The following is a 19,060-nucleotide window of genomic DNA, read 5'->3' as shown; positions in this document are numbered from 1 at the left end:
GAACCCAGGGAAACCTGGGAGAACCTATGGCGTGGCTGCGGTCGGGCGTACTGGCGATGCTGGGTGTCCTGGGCTTGTCGGTCCATGCGGATGTCACGCTGCCGCCCTGTCCGAAAGCATTCCTCTCGCCCGGTGGGCAATGGCGTCTGGTGGTGGTGCCCGGTGGGTCAGGTACCTTTGAACGCTGTCGTCGCGACGAGATCCAACTCGGTGATGGACGCCCTCGATCCTGGAGTCGCGCGAGAGGGACTCTGGAACACCTGGACCAGGGCCGTTGGCAATCGGCGTGGCAGGCGTGGCTTACCGATGAGAGCCCAAGCGACGCGGTGGTCTCAGACGATGGCCGGGTTGCAACCTTCAGCCGGAATCGCTCGGAAGACGCCCTGCTCGTGCTCTACGACCGCGAAGGGCACGAGGCGCGCAAGCTCGCACTGACCGACTTCCTGCCCAAGCCGTACGTGTACGTGCTGCCTCGCTCGGTGAGTTCGATTCATTGGGGCGGCGCCCACGCCTTCTCCGCCGACGGCGAGCAATTGATCCTGCAGGTCATGATTCCCACAGCCGATGTCGAGGCGCTGACGCCGGCAAACCCGCCGAAGTACGTCGGGCTGGCGCTCGACGCTCGAACGGGCTCCGTCCTTCCTCGCCAAAGTGCGGCATGGGCAGAGGCACAACGGGTCGCGAGCCGAGTGCTCGCCATGCGTTGTGCCGAGAAGCGGGAAGAGGACGAGGTCTACTTGGGTGCCGGCGGACTCGACGCGCTGGGAGTTTGCGGGCCGACCTCGTCACCGCATATCGCTCAGTAGAAGCCTTCGCGGCGGCGGTAGCGCTCCGCGCGCTCGGTGTCATAGCGGGTCGCGTCGAAGGCTTCGCCCTGGATGGCGCGGTGCACCTGGCCGCCTGTCGGCAGCACATCGGGGGCGACAAAGCGCGTCGGGTCCCACAGCTGCGAGCGCAGGAAGGCCTTGGAGCACTGCGTGTAGGCCTCCTCGATGTCGACGAGCAGGCCCAGCTTCGGCGTGCGGCCTTCCAGCGCGCATGGGGCCAGAAGCACGGCATCCGTCGTGAGCACGGCGCGGCCGTTGACGCGGAAGGTGTCCGTCGCGCCGGGCACGACGAAGATCAGCCCGACGTGCGGATTGGCCAGCACGTTGCGCAGCGTGTCCGCGAGGCGGTTGCCGGGGCGTTCCGGCAGCAGCAGCGTGCGGTCGTCCAGGATACGCACGAAGCCCGCCGGGTCACCGCGCGGGCTGACGTCGCAGCGGCCTGTCGCGTCGCTGGTGGCGATGCAGACGAACGGCGAGCGCTCGACGAACACGCGTGTCGCGGCATTCAGCCGGTCGGTGATCTTGGCGCAGGTCAGCGCGGCGGGCTCGCCGATCAACACGCGCAGCTGCGCTTCGGTGTGGATGAGGTCGGCGGTGAGGCGGTGCGTCGGCGGCGTAGTCATCGGGCGAGTCGGGGGCGAGTGGTGGGCCATTGTGGGATCGACGCAGCGCCGATCGCGTCGTCAGACGTGGTGGCGGCCACTCATCCGCGCAAGCCGGCTCCCCCGCTTCATGGCTCCCGTCGATGAAAGTCGACGTAGAGCTGCTTCAGGGCAGGAGGAAGTCGCTCCCAATACGGGAGGCTCTTCGCGCTGGATACGGTCCAGAACAAGTTCTCGACGAATGACACGTCGATGCATCCGCGCACCTCATCGGAGCCGCTGGCGTATGCGCGGGCCAGCATCTGAAAAACTGCCCGATGTTGGTCGAAGGGAACCTGCCGGCGCATTTCATCGTTGAGCGCGTCCGCAAGCGCTTCGAACCAGGCGTACTCGCCAACCTCGTCCACCATGCCTTCCCACCGCTTTTCGTGGAAGCGGTCTGCCAGTCCAGCGATGCTCGGGAACTGGCGCCTAACTTGTTGGTGTAGATCCGCAACGGTGTTCATGGCTACCGTCAGATCGATGGCACTTGCCCCACTGCCCTCAACACCGTCGGCGCAATCAGCCGGTGCATCGGCGTGACCGGCAGCATGTAGACGCGGCCCAGCAGGTTGTGCACGCGCACGACCGTCGTCAGCGTGATCAGCGACGCGCCGCCCGCGGGCTGCGGCGTCACGTGGACGGACAGTGTCACGTCCAGGTGCTTGTCGCGGTCACCCAGCAGCACCTCGCCCGGCGTGTTCTCGAACAGCGTGAAGATGCCGACGCGGTCGCCGGGGCGGTAGTCGGCCTCGGCCTTGCCGCGCGGCAGGTTCTCCAGGCCGCCCAGGTTCTTCAGGCCGAACAGCGACACGACACGGTTGCGCAGCGACATGCAGGCCGACACCCAGCGCGGCGTCTGGCCCGCGGCCTTCAGGAACTGGCCCAGCGCCGTGAGGCCGGCGTCGCCCGCCGGCACGGCCCAGGCGTCATGGAAGTCCGAGCCGGGCACCAGCTTCGCGATGAGGCTGTTCGACGGGGCGGTGGTCTCTTGAGGCGTGGGCGTCATGACGGGCTGGTCCGTGGAGTTCCCGCATCCTAGTGGCTGCACCGCGCAGCCGGGCCGTCGCGTCACAGGCGGCCCACGCGACGCCGGCCGTCACGGCCAGCATCGCCGCCATGTGGACCCCCACGGCCGCCAGTGCCAGCAGCAGCGAGCCCGACGCGGTGATTTCGCGCGCCGGCGAGGCGCTCAGGCATAACGGGATGAACGCCGGCACCAGCATCAACCCGCTGCCCTGCAGCGTCGCCGTGACGAAGGCGCTGGCCGCCAGCCCGCCGCGCCGCTTCAACAGCAACAGCGTCGCTCCCCCGAGCCCGGCACCGGCCGCGAGCAGCGGCAGGGCGTCCAGCGCGCCACTGACAGCAACCAGGCCTGCCACCGCGACGACAGCCGCCGCGTGGCCGAGCGCAATCGGCCGCAGCGCGAGCAAGGCCTGCCGCGCCTGGCCTGAGCGGATGCCTCGGGCCGCTGCCAGCGCCCACCCCGAACACGGGTTGAGCCCGTGCAGCGCGCCGGCGCCGGCCACGGCCAGCCAGGGCCAGAGGTTGGCGGCGCCGCTCATGGCATCAGGCCTTGGCGCCGCCGCAGCAGGCCGCGCCTGCCGGCGTGTCCTCGTAGCGGTCGTGGTGCCGCACCCACTCCATCGTGTAGCTGAGGCCCGCCTCGTCGCGGCCCTTGGGCGTCAGGTCGACGAGGCCGTACGTGCCCATCATCACCTCCACGCCGCGGCCGAACGTCGAATACGTGTGGAAGACGTCGCCCGCATCGTCCTTGTAGAAGATGCTGATGCCGGGCGCCTCGGTCTGCGGGAACGGCGTCAGGTGGAAGTTGTAATAGACCTCGCCGTCCTGCCGGTCCTCCGGCGCGAAGCTGACGTGGAAGTCGCGGTTGAAGTCGTTGCCGTTCGACGAGGCCCACGGGAACTGCCAGCCCATGCGCGCGCGAAAGCGCTGCAAGTCGGCCAGCGGTGCGCGCGACACCACCAGCAGCGCGATGTCGCGGTGTGCCAGGTGGAGAGCCATGCCGTCGAGGTGGTCGGCCATGAAGGAGCAGCTCTTGCAGCCCTGTTCCCAGCCGGGGCCGAACATGAAGTGCTGCACCAGCAGCTGGCGCCGGCCCTGGAACAGATCGCTCAACGCCCGCGGGCCGTCCACGGTGTCGAAGACGTAGTCGGTGTGCAGCCGCACCCAGGGCAGCGCGCGGCGCGCCTCGGCGAGGCGGTCCTGCGCCTGGGTGAGCTCCTTCTCTTGCGCAAGCAGCGCCTTGCGATCGGCGATCCAGCGGTCACGGCTGACGATGGGGTGTGTGGTGGCAGTCATCGGAATCTCCTGGGTTGGGGGGCAAAAGGCCATGCAGCGGCTCCACCCTGCGTCGGGTGGTCGTTGCGGGTGGGGAAATCAGGCGGTGGCGCGCTTGGGTCGGCGCACGGCGCGGACCTTGCCGGTGCCGCCGCCGCCGGCATAGAACAGGTCGGCGCCGTCGGATTCGAGGCCGCTGACGTTCACGCCGTCCGGCATCTGCAGCTGCTCCAGCACGGCGCCGCTGCCGGGGTCGATGCGGCGTATGTCGCTCGCGTCGCCCTCCCAGGTGCCGTGCCACAGCTCGCCGTCGACCCAGGTCACGCCGGTCACGAAGCGGTCGGATTGGATGGTGCGCTGGATGGCGCCGGTGGCGGGGTCGATCTGGTGGATGCGGCGCTCGCGGTACTCGCCCACCCACAGGCTGCCTTCGGCCCAGGCCAGACCCGAGTCGCCGCCATGGCCCGGCGCGGGAATGGACGCGACGACGGCGCCGCTGGCCGGGTCGATCTTGTCGATGCGGGCCTCGGCGATCTGGTACAGGTAATGGCCGTCGAAGGCGGTGCCGGCGTCGGCGGCTCGGTCGATGCGGCGCACCACCTCGCCGCTGTCGGGCGCGAAGGCCATCAGTGCCTGGCCGGTGGCGGCCCAGACGCGCTCGCCGTCGTGCGTGACGCCGCCGACCTTGTCGACGCCGGCAAACGGGCCGTACTCGCGGACGATCTCGGCGGGCTGGGTCTTGGGGGTGGTCATCGCGGGCTCCGTGGGCTGAAGTGCATGACCGCGAATCTACGCAAGCGGCAGCGCGGCGGGGAGTAACAAGATCGTCGTGAAACCCGTCAGCGGCATCGCCAGCCAGCGGCGCGAGCGCGTCTGGCCGATGGCGCGCACGCGGCCCGCGGCCTCCAGCTCGGCCAGCTCGCGCTGCACCGTGCGCTGGCTGGCGCCCAGGGCGAGTGCCAGTGCCGACGTGGACCAGGCCGCGCCGTCGGCCAGCAGCGCAAGCAGCTCGCCCGCGCCGCCTTCCACGGGCGGCGCCAGCACGGCCACGTCGCGGCCCTGCGCCGGCTTCAGCACGAAGCCGCGCGGCGTGGCGTCGATATCGGCAAGCCCCGCCACCAGCGCGCGCAGCCGGCCCAGCTCCACGCGCAGCCGCGCGCGGTGCGTGTCGTCGGCTTCGCGCAGCCGGAAGGCGCGGGCGATCAGTGCGTCGCGCCCCACGTCGCCCGGCCAGGCCTCGGCCAGCGCGCGCAGCAGCGTGAACAGGATGGGCCGCCGCGCCAGCGGCAGCCAGGCGCCGCCCGCGCGCAGGCCGTGGCGACAGGCGTCCACGACCAGTGCGCCCGAATCCAGCAGCGCGGCCACCTCGTGCAGCCGCAGCTCGGCGCCGCCCACGCGTGCGGCGGGCTGGCCCAGCAGACCCTGCGCCTGCGCGACCTCGGCCTGCAGCGCGGCGATGCCGGTCCGCCCCGCTGCATCCTCAGCCCGCGCGAGTGCCGCCTGCGCGTCGGCGATGCGCAGCGACCGCAGCGCCAGCTCGGCCGTCGCCAGCGCCGCGACGGCGGCCGGCAGTGGCGGCAGACCCTGCGTGTCCACCGGCGCGAGCAGCGCCGCCGCGTCGTCCAACCGCCCCAGCAGCAGCCAGCGCCGCGCCGCGACCAGCCGCGCCTGCAGTGCGTTGGCGCGGTCGCCGCGCGCTTCCAGCGTGGCCATCGCGTCGGCCAGCGTGCGCGGCGGGTCGGCGAAGTCTCTCAGTGCCAGCGCCACCTCGGCCTCGGCGACGACGCAGCGCGCCCGCGCCGTCGCTTCCTGCGCACCGAAGCCGCGCGCCGCCTGCCGCAGCAGTTCGCGCGAGCGCGCCAGCTCGCCCACCTGCGCCATCGCGATGCCGCGCAGCGCCAACGCCGGCGGGTCGCTGCGCAGCGCGACGTGCTTGAGTGCCAGCAGCGCGTCCCCGGTGGCGAGCGCGCGGGCGGCGGCGGAGATCAGCGAGTCCATCCCCAAAGGCTAGCTTGTCTCGGCGCCGGCACTCGGCCACGATGGCGGCACGCGCCTGCGGTCATGGGCGCTCGGGAGGACGAGCATGTTTCCTTGGGTCTGGTTCTGGGCGCCTCAGGTGCGGCTGCCCTTCAGCGGCGACGTGGCGCAGGACATCGAGCCGCGCCTGGACGCCTTCTTCCGCGGCATCAAGCCCGCGTCGGGCGACGCACGCATCGAGGCCCAGGCCTTCGACGTGGCGAGCTATGGCGATCAGCTCGGCACCATCACCGAGCTGCTGCTGGAGCTGGCCGAGCGGCTGCCCGCCGAGGAGCAGGCCAAGTCCAAGCCGCTGGAGGATCTGCGCAAGATCCACAAGGCCATCGAGGGCATCAAGTACGCCGAGCGCTTCAGAAGAAGCCGCTGAGGAAGGCGGCCGCCTCGGGCGACAGGCCGACGATCTTGTTCGTGGCCTGGCGGTAGCACTTGAAGTTCAGCTCGGTCTCGGGCCGGCCGTCGTCCCAGTCGGCAAACGGCTTGAGCTCGGCGCGGCCGAGGCGGCGCTTCGCCAGCGCGGTGCGGGTGACCGCGATGCCGACGCGTGGCGTCTGGCGCTCGATGCCGGGCCGCGGCGGCGTCGCCTCGGCTGCCGTCACGATGCCGCGCGCCACCAGCCCAGTGCCGCCCTCGTTCTCGCTCGCGAACAGGTAGACGACGTCGCCCACCGCAATGCGCCGGCCGCCGTACATCGTTTTCTGCGCCGGGAAGTCCCAGGCGCCGGCCCGCGGGTCGGCGATCTCGGCCTTGAGGGCGTAGTCAGCCAAGGGTGTCGTGCTCGTAGCGGCGTTCGCCGGTGCGGGGGTTGTAGAGCACCCGCATCGTCTGGCCGGACTCGGGGTCGACGAAGCGCTCGTCGGTCTTCTGCCAGCCATCGTCCGGAGACGCAGCGGCGGAGGCACGGTAGCGCCAGCGCTCCACCAGCAAGGCCGCGGCGATGAGGACGCCCCACAACGCGGCTGGCGTCGCCTCGGCATGGCCCGCCAGGCGGGCGCCGACGCCGACGAGGCCGACCGTCAGCGCCATGATGAACACCACGGTTCGCAACATGGCTCAGGCCGGCAGCTTCTCGACGACCACGGCCGTGCCGTAGGCGACGATCTCGCTCATCGTCTGGCCCATCTCCGACGAGTCGAAGCGCATCATGACGACGGCGTTGGCGCCCATCAGGCTGGCGTTCTTGACCATGCGGTCGACGGCGTGGCGGCGTGCCTCCTCCAGCAACTGCGTGTACTCGGTGATCTCGCCGCCGACGATGGAGCGCAGCCCCGCGAGGATGTTGCCGGCCAGGCCGCGGCTGCGCACGACGACGCCGAAGACCTGTCCCTTGACCTCGGTGACGCGGTGGCCGGCGAGGTTCTCGGTGGTGACGATGAGCACGGGGTTCTCCTTCGGGATGGGGTGAATCCATCCTAGGCGGGCGGGCATCAGGAAACCGTTAGGAACGCCGCCGGACAATTCACCGCGATGACCGACCTGCCCGATCCCGACCCGAAACCCGAGCCCCCGCCGCAGCCCGACCTGGACAACTGCTGCGGCAACGGCTGCGACCCCTGCATCTTCGACCTGTACGACCTGGCGATGGACGACTACCGCCGCGCGCTGCGCGCGTGGCGCGAAAGGCATCCCGACGCCGCCTGAGCGAGGGCCCACCATGTGCCGCAACATCCGCACCCTCTTCAACTTCGAGCCGCCCGCCACCGAGGTCGAGATCCGCGACGCGGCGCTGCAGTTCGTGCGCAAGCTGAGCGGCTTCAACGTGCCGTCCAAGGCCAACGAGGCGGCGTTCGACCACGCGGTGGCGGCCATCGCCGACGAGGCTCGCCGGCTGATCGCGGCGCTGGTGACGACGGCCGAACCCAAAAACCGTGACGTCGAGGCCGAGAAGGCACGGGTTCGCTCGCAGGCGCGCTTCGGCCAGCCGGGCGGATGATGCGCGGCGCGTCGCGCCGACGCTGCCACCCACCGGAGGAATCTGATGCCCAAGCTGCTGTCCCTCGTCGTCTGCATGGCCGTGTTCACGTGGGCGACCGTCGTCGTCGCGAGCCTGATCCGCGCGCGGGCCTGGACGCCCACCGGCCTGATGCTGGCCTTCGGCAACCGCGACAACCTGCCCGAGGCCACGCCGCTGGGCGGCCGGGCGGTGCGCGCAGCCGCCAATACCGTCGAGAACTTCGTCTTCTTCGCAGCGCTGGCCCTCGTCGCTCAAGCCGCCGGCGCGACCGGTGAGCGTGTGCTGCTGGGTGCCCAGGTCTTCCTGTGGGCGCGCATCGTCTACCTGCCGGTCTACGTGGCGGGCATCCCGTTCCTGCGCACCGGCGTGTGGGCGGTCAGCATCGTGGGCCTGGGGATGATGGTCGCCGGCATGAGCTGACGCACAATCGCCGCGCTCCGGCTTCGCTGACCCCGCCATGCGCCTGAAGATCGCCCTGTCCATCGCCGCCCTGCTGCTGCTTGTCGCGGCCTGGTTCGTCTTCGCCTGGCACTGGAGCTACTCCGAGGGCGAGCGCGCCGGCTGGGTGCAGAAGTTCTCGCGCAAGGGCTGGATCTGCAAGACCTGGGAGGGTGAGCAGGCGCTGGTGTCGCTGCCGGGCACCAGCACGGTCGAGAAGTTCCAGTTCACCGTGCACGACGAGGCCACCGCCCAGGCCATCAACAAGGTGATGGGCCGGCGCGTGAACCTGCACTACGAGGAAAAGGTCGGCCTGCCGGGCAGCTGCTTCGGCGAGACGCGCTACTTTGTCACCGGCGTCACGCTGGTGGACGAGATCTCGCTGACGCCGGGCGTCGTCGTGCCCCAGCCCGGCGCGTCGGCGTCGGCGGCCAGCGCGGTGGCGCCGTGACCATCGAGCTGGAGCGCGCCGAGCGCGAGCAGGCCGTCGCGTCGCTGCAGCGCTACCTGGAGGCCGAGCTGGACGAACACGTCGGCAACCTGGCCGCCGGCGCGCTGCTGGGCTTCTTCCTCGAGGAGATCGCGCCGCTGGTCTACAACCAGGCGGTGGCCGAGGTGCAGGAGCGGTTGACGCAGCGCGTCGCCGAGGTGGACGTGGAGATCCACGAGGACGCCTTCCAGTACTGGAGCCGCCGCACGCCCCGGCCGCAGCGGCGCTGACGGGGCCGCCGGCAAATCGCGCAACGCCTTGAGCGATGCGGTGTCGGCCGTCGTGGCGGGCGCGTCGTTGAGGGTGGCTCCTCCCTCCCGACGGAATCGACCTCCATGACGCTCACCCGCCTGCCCATCTTGGTTCTGGCCCTGGCGCCGGCCCTCTGCGCCGCCAACGTTGCCGGCGGCGGCACCGGCGCCGGCCCGGACGTCACGCTGAAGGACGAAGGCAGCGCCATCGTGCTGGACAACGGCATCGTCGCCATCCGCGTCAACAAGGCGGACGCGACGATCAGCAGCTTCAACTACCAGGGCAGCAACCTGTTCGCCGGCGGCCACCAGGGCGGCCGGTTCTACTGGAGCTGGAACGCGCCGGCCTACGGCGGGCCCCGGGGCCAGTCGGCGGCGACGGTCGAGCCCGCGGCCACCCACGGCGACTACGCCGAAGTGAAGATCCACAGCCCCTGGTCCGGCAAGGCCGGCGAGGCGGCGATGGACGTGGACATCTACTTCAGCCTCAAGCGCGGCGCACATGGCTACTACGCCGCGGCCGTGCTGCGCCACCCGGCCGCGTACCCGAAGGTCGACATCGGCGAGTGGCGCTCCAACGCCTATGTCAGCCCGATGTTCGACTGGCTGAGCGTCGACGCGAAGCGCCAGCGGCTGATGCCCACCGAAGAGGACATGGCCGCGTCGGTGCGCGTGCCTGGCGCGCCCAAGGAGGTCACGCAGCTCACGAGCGGCCGCTACGCCGGCCAGTACGAGTGCAAGTATTCCTACAGCGTCGACCTGGGCGACGTGAACGTCTGGGGCTGGAGCAGCACGACGAAGCGCGTCGGCATCTGGATGACCGTGCCCAGCCACGAGTACTACAACGGCGGCCCGATGAAGCGCGAGCTGACCGTGCACATGGGCCACACGCTGCTGAACATGCTCAACGGCTCGCACTACAACATCGGCAACCAGCTGGTGCTGGACGCCGGCCGCGAGTTCAGCAAGACCTACGGCCCGTTCTTCGTCTACGCCAACCGCTACGCCGGCGCGGCGACCGACCCGACCGAGAAGGTCACCCAATCGCTGTGGAAGGACGCCCAGGCCCAGGCCGACGCCGAGCGCGCCGCGTGGCCGTACACCTGGTTCAGGAATGCCGACTACGTGCAGGAGAGCGGCCGCGGCACCGTCAGCGGCACGCTGACTGTCAGCGACCCCGGCAACCCCGCCGCAAAGGCCGCAGGCGCCTGGGTTGGCCTGGCGCCCGACGATGGCGGCACGGACTTCCAGCTGCAGGGCCGCACCTACCAGTTCTGGGTCAAGGCCGGCGCGGACGGCCGCTTCAGCATCCCGCACGTGCTGCCCGGCCGCTACCAGCTGCTGGCCTTCGGCGCCGGCAACATCGGCACCTTCAAGCGCGCAAGCGTCGACGTGCAGGCCGGCAAGGCGCTGGACCTGGGTACCGTGCAATGGGCGCCGCCGCGCGTGGCGCCGACGCTGTGGGAGATCGGCATCCCCGACCGCGACACGCAGGAGTTCGCCGACGGCGCCTTCGACTACTCGCGGTGGGCCACCTACCAGAAGGCCGTCGCCGAGGCCGCGCCGCTGACCTACACCGTCGGCAGGAGCGACTGGCGCAAGGACTGGCGCTACGCGCAGTTCGGCACGGCGCCGTGGATGATCGACTTCACGCTGGCTGCCGCGCCGCCCAAGGACGCGCCCGTGTCGCTGGTCGTCGCGCTGGCGTCGTCGGAGTCGCTGCTGGCCATCACCGTCAACGGTACGGAGGTCGCCCGCTACAAGGCGCCGCAGCCCAGCCATGCGCCGGTGCGCCTGGGCAGCCACGGCGCGTTCGCCGAGACGCGCATCGCCATCCCGGCCGGGCTGCTGAAGCAGGGCGCCAACACCGTCACGCTGGCCCAGGTCGCGGTCAAGGGCAAGCCGGGCACGACGCAGTACGACTACTTGCGGCTGGAGGCCGCGGGGGCGACGTTGTCGAAGTGAGGGCGCGGGGCCCTGGCCGTTGCGGTGAATCCCTCGCGTTGCCGATAGCACGGCAGCTGGCCGGTGGGCTGTAGATTTCGCAGCCATGACCCGCCCGGCTTCGCCTGACGACCACCCCCTGCCACGCCACGCTCGCCGCATCTCCGGCGAGCCGTTGCTGCAGCCTTTGGCGAGCTGGCGGGCGGAAGTCGCTTACGTACTGCTGGGCGACCCCGGTGCCGGCAAGTCGACCAGCTTCAAAGCCGAGGCGCTGGCGCAGGGCGCCGCGTTGGTGGAGGCCAGCGACATTGCGGACGGCGTGGAAAGCGTCGAGGGCTGGCGTGACCGCGTCGTGTTCATCGACGGCCTGGACCAGATCAAGGCCAACGGCCGTGCGCAGGGGCTGGGCGCCCTGGGCAGCATTCGTGCGTGGCTGAACAAGGCCAGGCCGGCCGGGTTCCGGCTGTCCTGCCGTGAGGCCGATTGGCTCGGTGCCGCCGAGCAGGGTGAGCTCGCGAGGGTCTCGCCTGATGGGCAGGTGACCGTGCTGCAGTTGGAGCCGCTCACCAAGGACGAGGCCCTCGTCTTGTTGCAGCGACGCGAGGCCGAGATCGGTGACGCCAGCGCCTTCTGGCAGGCTGCTGAAGAACGCCAGATGACGGCGCTGTTCGGCAACCCGCTGCTGCTGGACCTGATGGTGGATGCCGTGGCCGAGCGAGGCGGCCAGTGGCCGCATACGCGCTGGGAGGTCTACGAAGCGGCCTGCGAGCGTCTGGTGCGCGAGACGTCAGAGGTCCATCTGGCAGCGCGCCCTCCGAAGGCCGGGTATCACGCGGAGCTTCTCAACACTGCCGGCTTGCTCTGCGCGCTCCTGCTGCTCAGCGGCAAGTCCGCATTGGTGTCGAGTCACACCCCGGCCTCAACTTCGACCCTCGCCCTGGAACACCTCCCGCCGGAGCTGGATCTGCCAGAAGCCGCCGCCGCGCTGGCCACCAAGGTCTTCATCGCGCCAGCCGGCCAGGCCCAGCCCCGCCACCGCAGCATTGCCGAATACCTGGCGGCCCGGGCGCTGGCCCGCCGTCTCGACGACGGCTTGCCACTCGGTCGCGTGCTGGCGCTGGTCCAGGGCTTTGACGGCCAGCCGGTGGAGGCCCTGCGAGGGCTGCTGGCCTGGCTGGTGGCGGCGCACGTGCCGTCGCGCAGCCGGTTGCTGCGATTGGACCCGCTCGGCTTTGTCCTCAACGGCGACCCGGCCCGGCTCCGCACTACGCAGCGGTTGGAACTGCTTCAGGCGCTGGCCGAGCAGGCGGCAGCGAACCCCTGGTTCCGGCGCGACGCCTGGCAGAGCCATCCGTTCGGTGCGTTGCTCACGACGGACATGGCGGAGGACATCCGCGCCATCTTGTGTCGTCCCCAGCGTGATCGCGGGCATCAAGCCTTTGTGGACTGCTTGCTGGACGCCTTGCTGCATTGCGACTTGATGCCCTCTCTGGCGCCGGCGTTGGCGGGTTGGGTTGCCGACCCGTTGGCGGACGAGGGCAATCGCGTGATTGCGCTGCGGGCTTGGCGACGCCACTGCCCCGTGCCCGAACAAGCAACTCAGGAGCGGGCCTGGCTGGATGCGATGAAGAAGGGGCAGTTCCCCGATCCTTCCGGTCGTTTGTCAGGCGAACTCTTGTGCGAGGCGTATCCCGGCCGTGTCGGCCCGGCTGAGGTGCTGGACTACTTGAAGCTGAGGCGTGATCGCCGCCAGCTTGACGGATACGACTCCTTTTGGGAGCTGCACTTCTTGAGCAAGACCCGGCCGGGCGATGCCGCGACGCTGGTCGAGCGGTGGCTCCAGTTGTTCCCGGCGTGCGAAGCGGAGCCGGGGCATGACGAGTTGCGCTCCTTGAGCGGGAAGTTGCTCGCACGCGCTCTGACGGAGTCGGGAGAACAGCTTTCCGACGACCGGCTGTATGCATGGTTGGAGATCGGGCTGGACAAATACGGTATTCACACTCCGGCTCCCGATAGCCTTGCAGAAGTGCTGGCTTGGCTGAGTGCGCGGCCTGACCGGATCTATGCCGTGTTGAAGATCGGCTACGACCAAGCGCTGCCGGAAGGCCCGTCAGCACAACGCCCCTTCTGGCGGGCCGAGGAGCGGCTGTTGGGGGCCCAACTGCCGCGAGATCATCAGGATCGGCTTCTTCGCGATGTTTGTGGGCCGACGCACGATCCTGAGGTGGCTCGGCATGTGCTCATGCAGGTGATCTGGGCTGTGATGAAGCCCGGCGATCAGTTCGACGTGCCGAGCTTGGAGTCGCTTTCTGCCTGGGCAACCGAGCACCACACCGATGCCATGCCCTACCTCGAATGGCTGTCCGAGCTGACCACATGGCCCCTGGACCATTGGCAGGGGAACCAGCATCGACGAAATCAGGAGTACCGGCGCAAACAGGCCGAGCAGCGTGTTGAGCGCCACAAGTCCTGGTCTGTCGCACTGACGACAGTCGATGCCCCACATCCCGATGTCCAGCTGGTGCACCAGGTCGCGAAGTTGATGCGTGGTCGCAGCAGCGGCTTGCAAGGCGAGCCCGTGGAAGACAAGGTCCGAGACCTGCTGGGCGTGGACATGGCAAGTGCACGAGCCGTCATGGACGCGGTTTATCGGACCTTGACGCGCAGTGACCTGCCCCAAGGGTCTGAAATCCTGGCGTTGGCCAAAGAAGAACGACGCGAATATTTGTTGTCGCTACCGGCCTTGGTGGCGGCCAACCAGGCCTGCGTTGTCGACAGGTCTGCGCCCCTTGGCTGGAGCGAGTCCTTGTGCAAAACGCTGGTGGCGGCTCACTTGGTGAGTGGCCATGGCGAGAGACCGTACTGGTATCGGCTGTTGGCGCGGGAGCGTTCCGAGATCGTCGCGTCAGTCCTGATGGACCATGTCCAGCCGCCTCCGGCGAATCCGGTGGATATTTCAATGCTGGGCGCTTTGTTCCGGGAGGACGGGCACGAGGCCGTCACGGCCCAGGTGCTGCCAGAGGTGCTGCGTCGTTTACCGAAGCGGGCCAGCGCCGAGGTTCGGCGCAGCCTGGATGGTGACTTGCTGTCGGCGTTGACTCGGTTGCCTTCTGCGCAGGCGTCTGCGCTCATCGCCGAAGCGTTGAGCGACGCGTCGCTCAGCCCTCGGGTGCGCCTCAGTTGGCTGGTTGCAGACCTGCGCTACCGAGCCACGGCAATTGACGACATTCATGCCTGCGTTGCCAGCAGCCGACCGCGCCGCTTGGCACTGGCGGAGGCGCTGTACCGCCAAGGTGTGCTGTCGGCGCAAGCGCTGCCCAACGAAGCACAGACGCTGAAAGTCCTGATCGCGGCCTTGGCGCCGCATACCAAGCAAAGGGATCGGACTTCCGGCGCCATTTGGGTGAGACCAGCGGAACAACGGGAAGACCTGGTTCGAGCGATGTTCAACCGGTTAGCGCAACTGCCTTCCTCTGCTGCGGCGGAGGCCCTGCAGGAGTTGGTATCCGTCGCGCCGCCGCATGGATGGCAGTTGGTGGCGGAGTACAGCCTGCAAGCCCAGCGTTCTGCCTCCCGCCAGTCCCGGTTTGAAGTCGCCTCGCCAGACGCAGTTGCCTGCGCGTTGGCGAACAAGGCGCCGGCTCATCAGGCCGATCTGCGCGCCTTGCTGCTCGACCATCTGCACGCAATCTCCCAGGAACTTCGGGGCAGCAACAGCTTTGCGCTGTCCCAGTTCTGGAATGACCAGCGGTTGCCGCGCGAGGAGAACGAATGCCGCGACTTGCTGCTGGAGAAATTGCGGGTGAAATTGGAGCCCCTGGGTGTCCTGGTGGAGCCCGAAGTGGCGGCGGCCGATCTCAAGCGCATGGACATGAAGTTGACCTTCACCGTGCCGGGGCGCGCCGCGTTGAGCTTGCCCGTGGAAGCCAAGAAGGACAGCCACAAAGACCTCTGGACCGCCTGGCGGGAACAGCTGCAGCGGCTTTACACCATCGACCCGCGCGCCGGTGCCTACGGGGTCTACCTGGTGTTCTGGTTCGGGCGCAAGACCCAGCGCTCGCCGGGAGGCGATACCCCCGACTCCGCCGAACAATTGCGTCGTGCGCTTGAGGCGGAGCTGGACGAGCGTGCCCGGCAGCTCATCGCCATCTACGTCCTCGACCTGTCCTGGTCGCGCGCAGCCTGAGCCTCAACGCAGCTCGATCACCGACTGCTCCTCGAACAGCACCAGCACGCGGCCGGGCTCGATGGCGAGCAGGCGCTGGTAGGACATCTCGCCCGCCGCCTCGCGGCACAGCGCGGTGGCCGTCGTGAGTCGAGCGTCGCCGGCGACCCCCAGGCTTGCCGGCGTCAGCGGCTTGGCGTTGGGCGGCGCTGCCCGGCGCAGTTCGGCCAGCACGTCGGCCACGGGCTGCTGGCGCGGCAGGTAGCGCAGCGAGCCGGCGCATCGGTCCACGAAAGGGGCATCGAAGTGGTTGTCGTCCAGCGTGATGTGCTGGCCCAGCTGCTTCTGCAGAAAGTCTCGCGTTAGCGCCGAGCAACCCGCAGGGCAGGACACGGCGCTCACCGTCCAGTCGGTCTTGGCGAAAAGGGGTTGAGTGGGGGGCTGGGCGCAGGCCTGTAGCGTGGCCAGCGCGAGCAAGGTGACGATGTGCGACGGCCTCATGCCAGCATACTTTCAGGCAGGGCCAGCCCCAGCTGAACGGCCGCGGCGGACAGGGCCACCAGGCGGCGAATCTTGCGCGGGCGGCTGCCCCAGTAAGGATTGCTGAATGACACCGCCTTCACGCCGGTGCTGGACTGGCTGCCGATCCAGCGGCTTTCATCGATGACGATGCCGATGTGGTTCACGGCGCCACCGCTGGCCGGGAAGATCACAATGTCGCCCGCGCGGCGTTCGCTGTCTGCTACGTCGACGAAGCGGGGGCTGGCGATGTAGCTGGCCACGTCACCCGTGAAAGGCGCGTTCGGGAACAACTGCGTCAGCACGTACGAAACGAAGCCCGAGCAATCAAAACCTGCGGTGGTCTTGCCACCCCAGGTGTAGCCGATGCCCGCCATCGTGGTGCCGACTTCTAGGGCTTTGGCGGCCACGCCCTGTCCGGTGACGGCCTGAGCGGCGCTGGTATCTGCCATGTCTTGTGTACTCCGGTGAGAGGGGGCGCCTGCGCGTCCGGCCGGCAATGTAATGCGCCAGCTTGTCGTTGTCCGTGACAGATCGTGCGGTGATTCGGCACCTCTTGCTGGTGCCGATGACGACTGGCTTGACAGCGCTACCAAGCGACACTAGCGGGATGGCTTCGCTGTTCCAACCGCTCGTTTCGCGCTTCGAGCGCCTCGTCGACCCCTATCCCGAGACTGCCGGCCACGCGCCGCCGGCCAGCTTCTTCGCCTTCCTGTGGCGCTGTGCCGATGGCGTGCGCCAGCACCTGCTGGCGGTCATGCTGCTGACGGCGGGCATCGCGGCGGCCGAGGCGCTGCTGTTCAGTCTGATGGCTTCGCTGGTGGACTGGCTGTCCGGCATGAAGCCGGCCGAGCTGTGGGCCACGCCGCAGCCAGTCGTCGTGAAGCTGGTGGTCGTGCTGGGCGCGCTGGTCGCGTTCGCGGCCGTGCAGGCGCTGATGAAGTACCAGGGCGTGTTCGGCAACTTCCCGATGCGGCTGCGCTGGCTCTTCCACCGCCGCATGCTGTCGCAGAGCCTGGCCTTCTTCGGCGACGAGTTCGCCGGCCGCATCGCCACCAAGGTCATGCAGACGGCACTGGCCGTGCGCGACACCTGGCTCATCGTCGTCGACATCCTCGTCTACGTCGGCGTCTACTTCGGCACGCTGGTCGCCATCGTCGCGAGTTTCGACGCGTGGCTGATGGCGCCGTTCGCCGCCTGGCTGGCGCTGTACATCGTCGCGCTGCGCTACTTCGTGCCGCGTCTGGGCAAGATCGCGCAGGCCCAGGCCGACGCGCGCAGCCTGATGACGGGCCGCATCACCGACGCGTACACCAACATCGCCACCGTCAAGCTGTTCGCCCACGGGCGGCGCGAGGCCGGCTACGCCAAGTCGGCGATGCAGGACTTCATGACCACGGCCTACGGCCAGATGCGCCTGGTCACGGGCTTCGAGGTCGTCAATGCGACGCTGTCGGGCCTGCTGGTGGGCAGCACGGCGCTGCTGTCGCTGTGGCTGTGGGGCGTGAGCGCCATCGGCGTCGGCGCGGTGGCGGCGGCCACGGCGATGGCGATGCGGCTCAACGGCATCTCGCACTGGGTCATGTGGGAGATGGCGTCGCTGTTCGAGCACATCGGCACGGTGCAGGACGGTCTGGCGACGCTGAGCAAGCCTCAGACCATCGCCGATGCCAGCGGCGCGACCGAGCTGGCCGTCACGCAGGGCGAGGTGCGCTTCGAGCAGATGCGCTTTGCCTACCCGAACGGCAAGGTCGTCGTCGAAGGGCTCGACCTCGTCATCAAGCCCGGCGAGAAGATCGGCCTTGTCGGCCGCAGCGGCGCCGGCAAGAGCACGCTGGTGAACCTGCTGCTGCGCCTGTACGACCTGCCCGAGGGCGGCGGCCGCATCCTCATCGACGGCCAGGACATCTCGCGCGTGACGCAGGACAGCCTGCGCCGCCACATCGGCATGGTCACGCAGGACACGTCGCTGCTGCACCGCTCGGTGGCCGAGAACATCCTCTACGGCCGGCCCGACGCGAGCGCCGAGGACATGCGGCGCGCCGCGGTGCGCGCGCATGCCGACGAGTTCATCGCGACGCTGTCCGACCCCAAGGGCCGCACCGGCTTCGAGGCCTTCGTCGGCGAGCGTGGCGTCAAGCTCAGCGGCGGCCAGCGCCAGCGCATCGCCATCGCCCGCGTGATGCTGAAGGACGCACCCATCCTGCTGCTGGACGAGGCCACCAGCGCGCTGGACAGCGAGGTCGAGGCCGCCATCCAGCAGAGTCTGTACACGCTGATGGAAGGCAAGACGGTGGTCGCCATCGCGCACCGCCTGTCCACCATCGCGGCGCTGGACCGCCTCATCGTCATGGACGCCGGCCGCATCGTCGAGCAGGGCACGCATGCCGAGCTGCTGGCGATGAACGGCATCTACGCGCGCCTGTGGGCGCACCAGAGCGGCGGGTTCCTGGGGCTGGAGGACTGAAGGCTTCAGTCGAGGACGGACCAGCGGCCGTCGCGGCGCAGCAGCAGGCCCTGGAAGACGGCGCCCTTGGCGTCCTTCAACCGGGCATTCGCCTCGCGCAGCGCGGCGATGCCCTCGGCCGAACGGGCATCGCAGAAGGCCAGCACGTCGCGGGTCGGGATGCTGACGACGGCGCCGTTGGGCGTCTTGTCGGCGAACAGTGCTTCCCAGATGCCGTCCAGCAGCACCAGGCAAGCCTCGTGGTCGCCGTCCAGCAGCACACCGTTGTAGGCGTGGCCCTCGACGAGCCGCAGCCCCGGCTGGCCCTTGACGAGCTTCATCAGGTTGGACAGCGCCTGGCGGTGCAGCGCGTTCAGGTCGAGGCCGGCGGCCTTCATGTCGTCGCGGGTGAAGGACGTCCAGTGCGAGCCGGCATCGACGTGATAGCCCACGGCGAACATGTCCAGTGCCGAGCGCAACGGGGGTAGCGACGCGCCAGGGGCCTTGGCGGCGGCCGCCGGGTCGGCGATGCGGAACTCGAGTTCGCGGCCATCGCCCATGCCCGCGCTGACCGCGCGCAGCACCGGCAGCGCGGCCTGGACGGGGGCCACCGGTGCGGCGACGTTGGCGGTGGCCACGGTGGGCGCGGCTGCCGGTGCAGCACCCGGTGCCGACGCCCGACGCCGCGCGCGCGCCTGGCGCTCGCGGACCCGTGTCTGCACCTCGTCTCGCGTGCTGCGGCAGGCCCGCCACAGGTAGAGCGGTGCTGCCAGGCTCAGCGGCGGCATTGCACAGCTCAGGAACAGCAGGTACTTCAGTAGAGGTGGCGTGCGCAGCAGCGGTGCAGCGCGGCTGATGACCCACGGGCCGACCAGCCAACTGCCGATCCAGCAGGTGACGGACATTGCCGCTGCGTGCACGACCAGGCCGAGCGTGGCCGCCACCGTCAGCGCGGCCAGCACCCACACCGGCGTCACGAGCGCCTGCAACTGCGCATCGCGCACCAGCAGTTCATCGAGCTCATCCGTTGTCGCATCCATCGCTCTCGCC

Annotated in this window: 23 protein-coding genes; 10 read left to right on the top strand and 13 right to left on the bottom strand. The window is 69.5% G+C overall.

The annotated features are described in order from the left end of the window. Window positions 1-26: 26 nt before the first annotated feature. Window positions 27-806: a hypothetical protein gene (locus ACG04R_RS02495; RefSeq protein WP_394406205.1), complete on the top strand. Its 780-nt coding sequence runs from the start codon at window positions 27-29 to the stop codon at window positions 804-806. Here the strand turns inward: ACG04R_RS02495 and ACG04R_RS02490 are convergent. The 7 genes from ACG04R_RS02490 to ACG04R_RS02460 all read right to left on the bottom strand — a co-directional run bounded on the left by ACG04R_RS02490 (window position 800) and on the right by ACG04R_RS02460 (window position 5,767). Beyond that, window positions 800-1,450: an MSMEG_1061 family FMN-dependent PPOX-type flavoprotein gene (locus ACG04R_RS02490; RefSeq protein ID WP_394406204.1), complete on the bottom strand. Its 651-nt coding sequence runs from the start codon at window positions 1,448-1,450 to the stop codon at window positions 800-802. The two genes, ACG04R_RS02495 and ACG04R_RS02490, sit on opposite strands and share 7 nt — an antisense overlap. Window positions 1,451-1,557: 107 nt before the next feature. Then, window positions 1,558-1,935 carry a DUF7674 family protein gene (locus ACG04R_RS02485; protein WP_394406202.1) on the bottom strand — a complete coding sequence of 126 codons (378 nt, stop codon included), beginning with the start codon at window positions 1,933-1,935 and terminating at the stop codon, window positions 1,558-1,560. Between the two features lie 8 nt (window positions 1,936-1,943). Continuing rightward, window positions 1,944-2,477, bottom strand: coding sequence for a DUF2867 domain-containing protein (locus ACG04R_RS02480; protein WP_394406201.1), 534 nt, complete (start codon window positions 2,475-2,477; stop codon window positions 1,944-1,946). Further along, window positions 2,398-3,033 (bottom strand): hypothetical protein, encoded by a 636-nt coding sequence (locus tag ACG04R_RS02475; protein WP_394406199.1) that lies wholly within the window; start codon window positions 3,031-3,033, stop codon window positions 2,398-2,400. Before ACG04R_RS02475 ends, ACG04R_RS02480 begins: the two co-directional genes overlap by 80 nt. 4 nt (window positions 3,034-3,037) lie before the next feature. Continuing rightward, window positions 3,038-3,790 (bottom strand): DUF899 domain-containing protein, encoded by a 753-nt coding sequence (locus tag ACG04R_RS02470; protein WP_394406197.1) that lies wholly within the window; start codon window positions 3,788-3,790, stop codon window positions 3,038-3,040. Window positions 3,791-3,868: 78 nt separating this feature from the next. Continuing rightward, window positions 3,869-4,522: an NHL repeat-containing protein gene (locus ACG04R_RS02465; protein ID WP_394406196.1), complete on the bottom strand. Its 654-nt coding sequence runs from the start codon at window positions 4,520-4,522 to the stop codon at window positions 3,869-3,871. A 36-nt stretch (window positions 4,523-4,558) separates the two neighbouring features. Beyond that, on the bottom strand, window positions 4,559-5,767 hold the full coding sequence (locus ACG04R_RS02460) for a helix-turn-helix domain-containing protein (protein ID WP_394406194.1): 1,209 nt from the start codon (window positions 5,765-5,767) through the stop codon (window positions 4,559-4,561). An 85-nt stretch (window positions 5,768-5,852) separates the two neighbouring features. On the opposite strand from ACG04R_RS02460, the gene ACG04R_RS02455 reads away from it, so the two are divergent. After that, on the top strand, window positions 5,853-6,173 hold the full coding sequence (locus ACG04R_RS02455; RefSeq protein ID WP_394406193.1) for a hypothetical protein: 321 nt from the start codon (window positions 5,853-5,855) through the stop codon (window positions 6,171-6,173). Here the strand turns inward: ACG04R_RS02455 and ACG04R_RS02450 are convergent. From ACG04R_RS02450 to ACG04R_RS02440, 3 genes are read right to left on the bottom strand one after another with little or no spacing between them, the layout of a single operon-like run. Next, a complete protein-coding gene (locus ACG04R_RS02450) occupies window positions 6,157-6,570 on the bottom strand; it encodes a hypothetical protein (protein ID WP_394406191.1) in 414 nt (137 codons plus the stop codon). The two genes, ACG04R_RS02455 and ACG04R_RS02450, sit on opposite strands and share 17 nt — an antisense overlap. After that, window positions 6,563-6,853 carry a hypothetical protein gene (locus ACG04R_RS02445; RefSeq protein ID WP_394406189.1) on the bottom strand — a complete coding sequence of 97 codons (291 nt, stop codon included), beginning with the start codon at window positions 6,851-6,853 and terminating at the stop codon, window positions 6,563-6,565. The genes ACG04R_RS02450 and ACG04R_RS02445 overlap by 8 nt, the downstream gene beginning before the upstream one ends. Window positions 6,854-6,856: 3 nt before the next feature. Continuing rightward, window positions 6,857-7,183, bottom strand: a complete 327-nt coding sequence (locus ACG04R_RS02440) for a YbjQ family protein (RefSeq protein WP_394406188.1) — start codon at window positions 7,181-7,183, stop codon at window positions 6,857-6,859. Between the two features lie 87 nt (window positions 7,184-7,270). Here ACG04R_RS02440 and ACG04R_RS02435 point away from each other — a divergent pair, with 87 nt between their 5' ends. From ACG04R_RS02435 to ACG04R_RS02405, 7 genes are all read left to right on the top strand, one after another. Next, entirely contained in the window at window positions 7,271-7,444 is a 174-nt protein-coding gene (locus ACG04R_RS02435) for an oxidoreductase-like domain-containing protein (RefSeq protein WP_394406187.1), read from the top strand. A 13-nt stretch (window positions 7,445-7,457) separates the two neighbouring features. Continuing rightward, complete coding sequence (locus tag ACG04R_RS02430) at window positions 7,458-7,736, top strand: DUF2277 domain-containing protein (protein WP_394406185.1); 279 nt, start codon at window positions 7,458-7,460, stop codon at window positions 7,734-7,736. A 45-nt stretch (window positions 7,737-7,781) separates the two neighbouring features. Then, complete coding sequence (locus tag ACG04R_RS02425) at window positions 7,782-8,177, top strand: MAPEG family protein (protein WP_394406184.1); 396 nt, start codon at window positions 7,782-7,784, stop codon at window positions 8,175-8,177. 37 nt (window positions 8,178-8,214) lie between these two features. After that, on the top strand, window positions 8,215-8,646 hold the full coding sequence (locus ACG04R_RS02420) for a hypothetical protein (protein WP_394406182.1): 432 nt from the start codon (window positions 8,215-8,217) through the stop codon (window positions 8,644-8,646). Then, window positions 8,643-8,915 carry a DUF2164 domain-containing protein gene (locus tag ACG04R_RS02415; RefSeq protein ID WP_394406180.1) on the top strand — a complete coding sequence of 91 codons (273 nt, stop codon included), beginning with the start codon at window positions 8,643-8,645 and terminating at the stop codon, window positions 8,913-8,915. Before ACG04R_RS02420 ends, ACG04R_RS02415 begins: the two co-directional genes overlap by 4 nt. A 105-nt stretch (window positions 8,916-9,020) precedes the next feature. After that, window positions 9,021-10,901, top strand: a complete 1,881-nt coding sequence (locus tag ACG04R_RS02410) for a polysaccharide lyase family protein (RefSeq protein WP_394406178.1) — start codon at window positions 9,021-9,023, stop codon at window positions 10,899-10,901. A gap of 85 nt (window positions 10,902-10,986) precedes the next feature. Further along, window positions 10,987-15,066 (top strand): hypothetical protein, encoded by a 4,080-nt coding sequence (locus ACG04R_RS02405; protein ID WP_394406176.1) that lies wholly within the window; start codon window positions 10,987-10,989, stop codon window positions 15,064-15,066. Window positions 15,067-15,069: 3 nt separating this feature from the next. Here ACG04R_RS02405 and ACG04R_RS02400 read toward each other — a convergent pair whose 3' ends face one another. Both ACG04R_RS02400 and ACG04R_RS02395 read right to left on the bottom strand, forming a co-directional pair. Then, entirely contained in the window at window positions 15,070-15,546 is a 477-nt protein-coding gene (locus ACG04R_RS02400; RefSeq protein ID WP_394406175.1) for a hypothetical protein, read from the bottom strand. Next, entirely contained in the window at window positions 15,543-15,974 is a 432-nt protein-coding gene (locus ACG04R_RS02395) for a C40 family peptidase (protein ID WP_394406173.1), read from the bottom strand. The genes ACG04R_RS02400 and ACG04R_RS02395 overlap by 4 nt, the downstream gene beginning before the upstream one ends. Window positions 15,975-16,174: 200 nt before the next feature. Here ACG04R_RS02395 and ACG04R_RS02390 point away from each other — a divergent pair, with 200 nt between their 5' ends. Then, on the top strand, window positions 16,175-18,031 hold the full coding sequence (locus ACG04R_RS02390) for an ABC transporter ATP-binding protein (protein ID WP_394406171.1): 1,857 nt from the start codon (window positions 16,175-16,177) through the stop codon (window positions 18,029-18,031). Window positions 18,032-18,036: 5 nt separating this feature from the next. On the opposite strand, the gene ACG04R_RS02385 is transcribed toward ACG04R_RS02390, so the two are convergent. Beyond that, on the bottom strand, window positions 18,037-19,050 hold the full coding sequence (locus ACG04R_RS02385) for a DUF1444 domain-containing protein (protein WP_394406170.1): 1,014 nt from the start codon (window positions 19,048-19,050) through the stop codon (window positions 18,037-18,039). Between the last annotated feature and the right edge of the window lie 10 nt (window positions 19,051-19,060).

The sequence above is a fragment of the Pelomonas candidula genome (assembly GCF_043555985.1).
GTDB lineage: Bacteria > Pseudomonadota > Gammaproteobacteria > Burkholderiales > Burkholderiaceae_C > Pelomonas > Pelomonas candidula.
The sequence above is the reverse complement of the archived record's forward strand: the minus strand, read 5'-3'. Positions and strand labels throughout refer to the sequence as shown.